This window comes from Arsukibacterium sp., from assembly GCF_036735525.1.
Taxonomy (GTDB): domain Bacteria; phylum Pseudomonadota; class Gammaproteobacteria; order Enterobacterales; family Alteromonadaceae; genus Alishewanella.
The window spans coordinates 1-8,383 of sequence record NZ_DAINOE010000108.1 but is presented as its reverse complement, the minus strand read 5'-3'; the positions used below and the strand labels follow the sequence as shown (position 1 = coordinate 8,383).

10 protein-coding genes are annotated in these 8,383 nt (G+C 47.7%); 5 read left to right on the top strand and 5 right to left on the bottom strand.

Annotated features, from left to right (window positions below; all coding sequences use genetic code 11):
* Positions 1–71 precede the first annotated feature (71 nt).
* Both V7D78_RS15225 and V7D78_RS15220 read left to right on the top strand, forming a co-directional pair.
* Positions 72–836: an HDOD domain-containing protein gene (locus V7D78_RS15225; RefSeq protein ID WP_333609310.1), complete on the top strand. Its 765-nt coding sequence runs from the start codon at positions 72–74 to the stop codon at positions 834–836.
* A gap of 10 nt (positions 837–846) precedes the next feature.
* Positions 847–1,047 (top strand): hypothetical protein, encoded by a 201-nt coding sequence (locus V7D78_RS15220; protein WP_333609309.1) that lies wholly within the window; start codon positions 847–849, stop codon positions 1,045–1,047.
* Here V7D78_RS15220 and V7D78_RS15215 read toward each other — a convergent pair.
* The 3 genes from V7D78_RS15215 to gloB are packed head-to-tail and all read right to left on the bottom strand — an operon-like array spanning position 1,044 to position 4,019.
* Positions 1,044–1,526, bottom strand: coding sequence for a hypothetical protein (locus tag V7D78_RS15215; RefSeq protein WP_333609308.1), 483 nt, complete (start codon positions 1,524–1,526; stop codon positions 1,044–1,046). The two genes, V7D78_RS15220 and V7D78_RS15215, sit on opposite strands and share 4 nt — an antisense overlap.
* A 45-nt stretch (positions 1,527–1,571) precedes the next feature.
* Positions 1,572–3,197 (bottom strand): lytic transglycosylase, encoded by a 1,626-nt coding sequence (locus tag V7D78_RS15210; RefSeq protein WP_333609307.1) that lies wholly within the window; start codon positions 3,195–3,197, stop codon positions 1,572–1,574.
* Between the two features lie 54 nt (positions 3,198–3,251).
* Positions 3,252–4,019, bottom strand: coding sequence for a hydroxyacylglutathione hydrolase (gene gloB, locus V7D78_RS15205; RefSeq protein WP_333609306.1), 768 nt, complete (start codon positions 4,017–4,019; stop codon positions 3,252–3,254).
* Positions 4,020–4,057: 38 nt separating this feature from the next.
* On the opposite strand from gloB, the gene V7D78_RS15200 reads away from it, so the two are divergent.
* A complete protein-coding gene (locus tag V7D78_RS15200; RefSeq protein WP_333609305.1) occupies positions 4,058–4,786 on the top strand; it encodes a methyltransferase domain-containing protein in 729 nt (242 codons plus the stop codon).
* On the opposite strand, the gene V7D78_RS15195 is transcribed toward V7D78_RS15200, so the two are convergent.
* Both V7D78_RS15195 and V7D78_RS15190 read right to left on the bottom strand, forming a co-directional pair.
* Positions 4,783–5,658 carry a TraB/GumN family protein gene (locus V7D78_RS15195; RefSeq protein WP_333609304.1) on the bottom strand — a complete coding sequence of 292 codons (876 nt, stop codon included), beginning with the start codon at positions 5,656–5,658 and terminating at the stop codon, positions 4,783–4,785. The genes V7D78_RS15200 and V7D78_RS15195 overlap by 4 nt on opposite strands.
* 38 nt (positions 5,659–5,696) lie before the next feature.
* Entirely contained in the window at positions 5,697–6,230 is a 534-nt protein-coding gene (locus V7D78_RS15190) for a DUF2058 domain-containing protein (protein ID WP_333609303.1), read from the bottom strand.
* Between the two features lie 156 nt (positions 6,231–6,386).
* Here V7D78_RS15190 and V7D78_RS15185 point away from each other — a divergent pair, with 156 nt between their 5' ends.
* Both V7D78_RS15185 and V7D78_RS15180 read left to right on the top strand, forming a co-directional pair.
* Positions 6,387–7,727, top strand: a complete 1,341-nt coding sequence (locus V7D78_RS15185; RefSeq protein ID WP_333609302.1) for a DEAD/DEAH box helicase — start codon at positions 6,387–6,389, stop codon at positions 7,725–7,727.
* Positions 7,728–7,996: 269 nt separating this feature from the next.
* On the top strand, positions 7,997–8,209 hold the full coding sequence (locus V7D78_RS15180) for a cold-shock protein (protein ID WP_019674773.1): 213 nt from the start codon (positions 7,997–7,999) through the stop codon (positions 8,207–8,209).
* Positions 8,210–8,383: the final 174 nt, after the last annotated feature.

Below are 8,383 nucleotides of genomic sequence, written 5' to 3'. Positions count from 1 at the left end.
CCAGTATCTGATCACAGCTGAAGATCGCGGTCAATCAATTATGCTAAAGTGTGCGACAAACGTTCGTGATCTTGCCCTGGATAAAAGGGTTACCCGTTCAGTCAGCAATCTCACAACAATTAAGAGCCTTGCTCGCCAGCGAGACAACGGATTTGTCAGATATTGCCGACCTGCTTGCGCATGAGCCTGTGCTTAGTGCTAAAGTTTTACAGTTAGCTAACTCGGCTTTTTTGGGCTTTTCCCGTTCATCAACTACCATTCATGAGGGTGTCATCCGCCTTGGCGCTAAGTTAGTTGAAGCCATAGTGACGATGCATTCTGTAGATGAAGTATTTAAACATAGGTTACCAGAAATATTGCACCGTGCACTCACAGACTTGGCGTTTAAGCATGCAGCATTGAGCCGTGAACTTGCTAAACAATCTGGTTTTACAAGAACGGAGCAAGATCAGGTTTTTTCTGCCGCGATCTTCAGTGCCATAGGGCGTTTAATTGTGATTAGCCATAAAGCCCCAGATGAGCAAAGAGAATATAATGCCGCTTTACTCATTTCGGCAGCAAGGCCGATTCAAAAAGGGTTTGATGACAGTACCATTGTCAGTGTTTATATGTTAACGCTCTGGGGCTACGATAGTGACTTGTGTAATATTGTACTGTGGCAGGACACGCCTTCACCTGAAAACAATGCTATTGAAAAGATGTCTTTTATTCTGTTTTTGGTAAAACAGTTTTTGCTATCCAGTAATAAAGACGACTTTGATAAATTAATACATCTTATTGAAGAGCCTCGTTTATCAGAGGCTTTCATACAAATGGTACATACTACTTATGCTTAGAAAATGCATCATGCCAACAAGGATGCTAAATCGTGCTTTAGTCTATATTGGCATCTTTGGCCTGGTGTTTCAGCTTACTGCTATGCTATATGTATGGTGGCATCAGCTGTCGGTACAAGGGTTTTGGTTGGTATTGTTGGCGCCCCTGCTGTGTATAGCCTCGGGACTGATTCCGGCGTTACAGTTGCAGCAAGAACCTGACGAGCACTAGCGACGTGGTTTAAACATCCCTTCTACTCTGACTTCTTTGATGCCTTGTTCAGTAAAGTAAAAATTAATCTGACCCGGGCCACGGCTAAAGTGAAACAGTTCGCCATTTAAGCTGACCACAAAACGGCCCGGCGCCTGACGGGCGCTGTCATCCTGATACAGTTTAATCACATAGTCATCAATGGTCAGTTCAAAACCCAGTAGTGGGTCATTAATGAAGTCGGGGACCCAGACTGCTTTATCTTGTTGCAATATCAGCGCCAGCGAATATTTTTGCGGCACGCTGGGTACATTCAGGCTTTGCCGGCCAACAATAAAGCGGTATTGGCCTTCTTGTAAATAATAACTAAAGCCGTAGTCAAACTCTACCGTTCTGTCATTAGCCAGTAACAGGCTACCTTCACCATCAATTTCAAATTGGGCCCATGCAGCAGTGGGTACCAGCCAGAGTAGGGTTGACAGTAGCATTAAACGCATCATGTAAACTCCTGTAGCAGGTCTAAGCCTGTAACTGTAAGAAACTAATTATACCTGTGTGACATTGACAATTAATTTAAGTTGCTGACCTGGCTGTAAAAAACGCTCAGCGTTAATATTATTCCAGCGTGCTATATCAGCAACAGTCACACTAAAGCGCTGGGCAATCCGAGCCAAAGAGTCACCCTGACGTACCCGGTAATTTACAGTACGGGTAACAGGCTTTTTATTTAACTGTTCTTGTTGCTGCCAGATCACCAGTTTTTGACCAGGACGCAGCGGGTCTCGTTGCACCATGCCATTCCAACGTGCCAATTCAGCGACAGTAACATTGTACTTGCGGCTGATATCCCACAGCGTATCACCGCTTTGTACTATATAGTCTAGCTGAGTATTACCGGCCGGCCGGTTTTGCGCGGCATTAATGCGATTTTGCTGACTTAACACATAGCGATCGGCATTATCAGCCGACACCGGGATCAACAAATGCTGGCCAATACGAATGGTATTGCCGGTGAGTTTGTTTAAACGGCTGATAGCAGCAACAGAGGTGTTATGTTGTTGGGCAATTTTGCCCAGCGTATCGCCACTGGCCACGGTATAACGCTGCCATTGCAACCGTTTATCTGCAGGCGTGGCGGCCAGTGCCTGACTAAAAGGTTCGGCTTTATCCAGCGGCACTACCAGCCGGTGCGGGCCGTCCGGATCGGTGGCCCATTGGTTAAACCCGGGGTTTAAGGCTTGCAGTTCAGCTACCGATAAATCAGCCATGTCTGCTGCCAGTGCCAAATCAATCTGGCTGCCGACGTCTACTACGGCAATACGAGGTTCATTGGCAATAAATTTCCAGACGATATTAAAGTCATCCGGACGTTTTAAAATATCGACCAATGCCAGCAGTTTCGGGACATAGGCCGTTGTTTCGGCCGGTAAATCTAATGACCAGAAATCGGTGGGCAGACGGCGGTTTTTATTAGCTCGTACGGCGCGACCAATTCGGCCTTCTCCGGCATTATAGGCGGCAATGGCATTAAGCCAGTCATGCTCAAGCGTATTGTAAAGATACTGCAGATAATCGAGGGCTGCGCCGGTAGACTCGATAACATCACGGCGACCGTCATACCAGAAATTTTGTTTTAAGCCAAAGCGCTTGCCGGTAGCGGGCATAAATTGCCACATACCGGAGGCTCGGGCGTGCGAGTAGGCAAAGGGGTCAAAAGCACTTTCCACTATGGGTAATAGCGCCAGTTCCAGCGGCATATTGCGCTTTTCCAACTCTTCGACAATAAAGTACAAAAATGGCTGTGCCCTAAGCGCCACCCGATCCAAATAGCTTTGATGATTGGTATAAAAATTACGTTGCTCAACGATAGGTCTGGTTTGTGGTACTTTAAAGGTCAGCTGACTTTGAATACGTTGCCAGATATCTTCCAGCTCTGTCACATCTAGTGGCGGCTCTGGTTGCAACTGCGAACCATTTAATAATCTGGCGGCGATTTGTTCGGCACTGGCGGCAGATTTATGAAAATCGGCCGCTTTTACGTTGGCGTTGTTGACTGATGCTGCGGAGGCCTTAGAGTCCGCTGAGGTTGCTGTGTCGTCTAATGATACAGAGTTGCTGACACAGCCGGTTAAAAAGGCAGATAAGACCAATACAGGCATTCTTAAAGTCATAACATCATCTCAGGCAAAAACAGGCATATTACCTGTTCAGACCACTATTGCAAGTCAGGATTTAAACAGATCTTTGGCAGCTCTTAGGCGGGTAAACAGCGCCAGGCTGTCATTTGTTTGCCAACGTTGTTGTAAGGCTCTATTTTTACAGCGTAAAAATGGATTGATGGCTAATTCTTGTGCCAGAGTGCTTGGCAGGGTGGGCAAACCTTGTTGTCTTTTTTGCTGGCAACTTTGCTGATACGCCATTAACGCCTGATTATCGGGTTCTGCCGTCATGGCAAACGCCAGGTTGGCCATGGTGTACTCATGGGTGCAATATACCCGGGTGTTGCCAGGCAGGGCAGCTAGTTGCTCTAGTGACTGTAACATTTGCGCCGGACTACCTTCAAACAGTCGACCGCAACCGGCACTAAATAAGGTATCACCACAAAACAGCAGTTCATCGACATAAAAACCAATATGTCCTAAGGTGTGGCCGGGTAGGGCTAACACCTCAAAGCTGAGATTCAGCTCAGCTAACACGACCTTATCCGTTGCCCCTACCTGCTCCGTTAGCCAGGGAATACTGGCGGCTTCAGCCTGAGGGCCAATGACTCTTACCTCAGGCCAGGCGGCTTGCAGCATAGCAATACCCCCAGTATGGTCTTTATGATGATGGGTGATCAGAATGGCCGCTAGCTGCAGCTGCTGTTCAGTTAACCACTGTTGTACTATATTGCCATCACCCGGATCGACCACCACAACAAATGCATGTTCGGGCTGACTTAAGCACCAAATGTAGTTATCCTCAAAGGCAGGCAGTGGCTGAACACGCAACATAGGCTCATACTCTTAGCAATACAGGACATCAGGTTAGCATGAAACCGGCACTGAACGAAAACCAGTCAAGCGCTCCGCAACAGTGGCAGCAGTTTATGCAAGGGCCGGCGTTAGCCAGGGCTATTGCGCAACAACTGCAGCCCTGGTGGCAGCAGGTTTTTGGCTATTATTTGCTAAAAGTCGGTGATCTCAGCGGTCAGGTTGATACCGCAGACTGCAAATTAAGCCATCAACTGTGTTTAGGCACGGATACGCAGCAGAGTGATTTGATTGCCAGGCCCGATGCTTTGCCTGTTGCGGCCCACAGTGTTGATGCCGTGCTGTTGAGCCAATGCCTGGAGTTTGAACATGATCCACATCATGTGATCAGGGAAGCACATAGGGTATTAATTGCCGATGGTTATTTATTTTTAACTGGTTTTAATCCTTACAGCCTGGTGGGCTGTATCAGCACTTTACCCTGGATGCGCGGCTATCCCTGGCAAGGCAGGTTATTTTCTGCGGCAAGGATTATCGACTGGTTGCATTTAATTGGCTTTGAGCTGGTGGCGCAGCAGCGCTTTTTTTGTGCCAGTATGCTGGCAAAAGATTATCAGGATACCGCGGTTAACCGTTTTACCGAAAAGTATCTGCATTATTTTGGTGCCTGTTACTTATTGGTGGCACGTAAACGTGAGTTGCCACTAACACCTATAAGGCCCAAATGGCAACTCAATCGCAGCTTTAGCACAGCCCAGGGAGTCAGTGCCCGCCAGGGTGTTCGTTAATCGTTTAACTGCTTCAGGCTAAAGCCTGCCTGCTTTAACAGCGTTAATAAGCCATCATCACCGGCCATATGCAGTGCACCCACTAACACCATGCTGACATCATCCTGCGCCAGTAGTTGCTGCAAGTGCGGCATCCAGGCATGGTTACGTTTAACCAGCAACACCTGATACATGTCAGGGAAGGCTTTTAAGTCAGCCTGAAATAACTGCTCGAGTGCGCTAATGTCCCCTACACGCCAGGCGGTTTTCATTTGCTCCAGCATAGTTTCAATATTTTTCATGTCCTTTAACGCCGACATGATTAGGGTATCAGCATCTACCTCGTTTAACGCCGTCATCACTGCCAGATGCTCGTCCAGAGTTTCTAAACCGCTTATCGGTTTTGCCTGTAGCTGTGCTAACTGTAGGTAGTGCATATCGACACCGGCCTCGGCAGCACCGAGTCGTTGCAGTTCTACTGTTGCCAGCATCATAGAGGCAAATGCCGGCTTAAAGGATTCAATCGCACTTATTGGGATTTGCCGTGAGCGCGCATGCTCGGCTAATTGCTGATAAACCTCTGCTGACAAATGCTGTTTAAGCGTGCTTTGGGCAGGCAGGGTATTTTGCTGAATAAGCTTGGTCATGCCGGCGGCGCTTGTCAGCTCGGCTAAATCGGTTTCAAAGACTAAGCGGTCACTGGCGGCAAAGGCTTTGTCGTAACTGTCTGGAAGCGGATAATCCTGTTTACTTAGTAAATGGACAGTACCTGCCAGATAAAAATGCCGGCCATCTTTACTAACTTGCCAAACCGAAGCGGCCTGCAAGTTGAGGCTAAATAGAGCAGCCAGTAACAGGCTGGGGCTTAACAACCGGGTAAAAAGGTGACGCATAGTTATTTCCTTATAGTTTTATGTATAAACTGGCAGTGTTACCACATTAAATCGTCTGGCACCTGATAGGCGGCGTAAGGGTCATCTTCTGCGACCTCTTGTTGCCGGGTGTTTAATACTATGATGCTTTGTGGCTGGCGTTGCTGTATTTTTTCAGCAATAGCAGAAGGCACCAGATAGTACTGCTCAGCCAGTTTGGCAATGGCTAACAAGCCACGGGTTAGTTCGTCATGTAACTTGGTATTAACATGCAGCCGTTTTACCAGTTTGTCATCGACAAAATTAAAGGCCAGCTCGCCCTTGGCCTGGATGGCATTAGTTTCAATCATTTGTTTCACCTGGGCGGCAATAGCTTTTTGCTGCAATTCAGCTTGCTTTTGCCGGTTTAACTCCTGATCGCGTGCCACCTGCTGTTGCCGGCGCTGTTCGGCTAACACACTGGCTTCATTTACCCTGGGCGCATTTTTGCCACCCTGCACCTTTTGTTGGTGCTGCTGTTTTTTGGCGGCTTTCAGTTTTTTGGCATCAGCCAGGCCGGCTTTTAGTAGCTGTTCTTTAAAGGCATTACTCATAGTGAACTCTTTTCGGGCGTGGTAAACAACGGGCATATTTAAGGCTGTCTATACTACCGTAATAATTGGCATTAACTCAAATCGCTGACTTAAGGTATTATAGAGGTATTATTCTGCTAGTTATTGCAGCAGCCAGTAAACACCAAGAGGTACATTTTGCCCTTTAACGACTTAGCGCTGGACCCACGTTTAATGCGTTCAGTGCAACATTTAGGCTTTGCCAAACCGACCGAGATCCAGCAAGAGGCTATTCCGGCTGTGCTGGTAGGGCGCGATCTTATCGTGTCTTCTAAAACCGGCTCGGGTAAAACCCTGGCCTATTTGCTGCCGATGATGCAGCGCTTATTAAAGAGCCGGCCGCTGGCTAAGCGCGATGCTCGGGCACTGATCCTGGCGCCGACCCGTGAACTGGCCAAGCAAGTGTATGCGCAGTTACGGTTATTTGTCGCCAATACGCCGCTTAATGCCATGTTGATTGTTGGTGGTGAAAACTTCAATGATCAGGAAAAAATCCTGAAGCGCCAGCCAGATATTATTGTAGCGACGCCAGGGCGCTTTTTAGACCATTTAGAGCACAAGTCGGTGTTTATTAATGGTCTGGAAATGCTGATTTTAGATGAAGCCGACCGGATGTTAGATTTGGGCTTTATGCCGCAATTAACGGCCATCAACAAAGCAGCCGACCACAGATTGCGCCAAACTTTGTTGTTCTCAGCCACCTTAGATCATGCCGAGGTGGATGAACTGGCGCTGGCGCTGCTTAAAAATCCGTTTCGGGTAGCCGTGGGTACTGGTTATCAGGCGCATCAGGATATTGCCCAGGGGTTTGTGCTGGCGGATAACCTCAGCCACAAAGAAGCCTTATTGCATTATGTGTTAAAGCAAGAACAGATAAATCAGCTGATTATTTTTACCGCAACGCGTGATGATGCGGAGCGCCTGGCAGAGGTGTGTATTGCCCAAGGTTATAGCGCGGTAGGGTTAAGTGGCCGTCTGAATCAGGCGCAGCGCAATGCAGTAATGCAACAATTTGCTGCCGGTAAGCATCAGGTACTGGTGACCACCGATTTAGCCTCGCGTGGCCTTGATCTGCTGCAAGTATCGCATGTGATTAATTTTGATTTACCCAAGCACCCGGAAGAATATGTGCACCGTATTGGTCGCACCGGTCGGGCAGGGGCTCAAGGTACCGCCTGGTCTTTTGTCGGCCCGAAAGACTGGGACAGTTTGCAAAAAATTGAAGCCTTTTTACGCCATAGTATCAGTTTTAGCGAGTTTGACGGCTTAGTGGCCCGCTTTACGGGTGTGGCGCCGGTAGCCGAGGCTAAGCCAGGCAAAGGCAAAGCAAATACTGGCGCGGCAGCAACAGCTAAAAGCAAATCTGCTACTGGCCGTAAAAAGGCCGCTGGCCCATCAAAAAATAGTGCGCCGCAGTTTTTCGAAGGCGGTGATGATGGCTCGGCGGTGGTGCGGCGTAAAAAAATATTACCGGATTGATTATTTATTCGGCATTTTAGCTGCTACACTCAAGTAGCTTAAAGAGTTGTTAATCATGTCGCTGACCAGCCTATGGTTTCGCCTTTTTGAGTTGGTACGGCCTTAACTGAAAATAACCGCTAAAGTTATTTTCTTATCGTCCTGTATTTATGTTGACCGCTTGATCAGCTTACCTGATAATGCAGTTGAATAATTATTCGGCCGATGATTTGGCCGGTAATATTTAAGTCGCCGCATGACGGCAAATTTAGTTAAAGTAAGAGAGTGTTATGTCACAGTTAATTTCCGGTACAGTTAAGTGGTTCAACGAAGATAAAGGTTTTGGTTTTATTGAGCGCGAAGGCGGCAAAGACGTATTCGTTCATTTCCGCGCTATCAATGGTACTGGCCGTAAAACTTTAGTTGAAGGTCAACGCGTAACTTTCGAAGTTACCGAAGGTCAGAAAGGTCCACAGGCTGAAAACGTCACTGTAACCGGTTAATCTGATAGTATTTGTAAAGAGCCAGCCAATGAGCTGGCTTTTTTATGTCTGCGATTCAAATGGCAAGCAAAGTTGCCCGGGGTTTGGCATGTTAAAGCCAAGCTGTAAACCGACCAGTCGCACCCCTTGACGTTGCCGGCGTTGCCACGCCTGTTGCAACAACGGTAAAAACTG

Coding starts and splice junctions, on each gene's coding strand:
- V7D78_RS15180 (WP_019674773.1), top strand. CDS start 7,997: ATGTCACAGTTAATTTCCGGTACAGTTAAGTGGTTCAACGAAGATAAA.
- V7D78_RS15220 (WP_333609309.1), top strand. CDS start 847: ATGCCAACAAGGATGCTAAATCGTGCTTTAGTCTATATTGGCATCTTT.
- gloB (WP_333609306.1), bottom strand. CDS start 4,019: ATGTTGCGTGTTCAGCCACTGCCTGCCTTTGAGGATAACTACATTTGG.
- V7D78_RS15210 (WP_333609307.1), bottom strand. CDS start 3,197: ATGACTTTAAGAATGCCTGTATTGGTCTTATCTGCCTTTTTAACCGGC.
- V7D78_RS15200 (WP_333609305.1), top strand. CDS start 4,058: ATGAAACCGGCACTGAACGAAAACCAGTCAAGCGCTCCGCAACAGTGG.
- V7D78_RS15195 (WP_333609304.1), bottom strand. CDS start 5,658: ATGCGTCACCTTTTTACCCGGTTGTTAAGCCCCAGCCTGTTACTGGCT.
- V7D78_RS15190 (WP_333609303.1), bottom strand. CDS start 6,230: ATGAGTAATGCCTTTAAAGAACAGCTACTAAAAGCCGGCCTGGCTGAT.
- V7D78_RS15215 (WP_333609308.1), bottom strand. CDS start 1,526: ATGATGCGTTTAATGCTACTGTCAACCCTACTCTGGCTGGTACCCACT.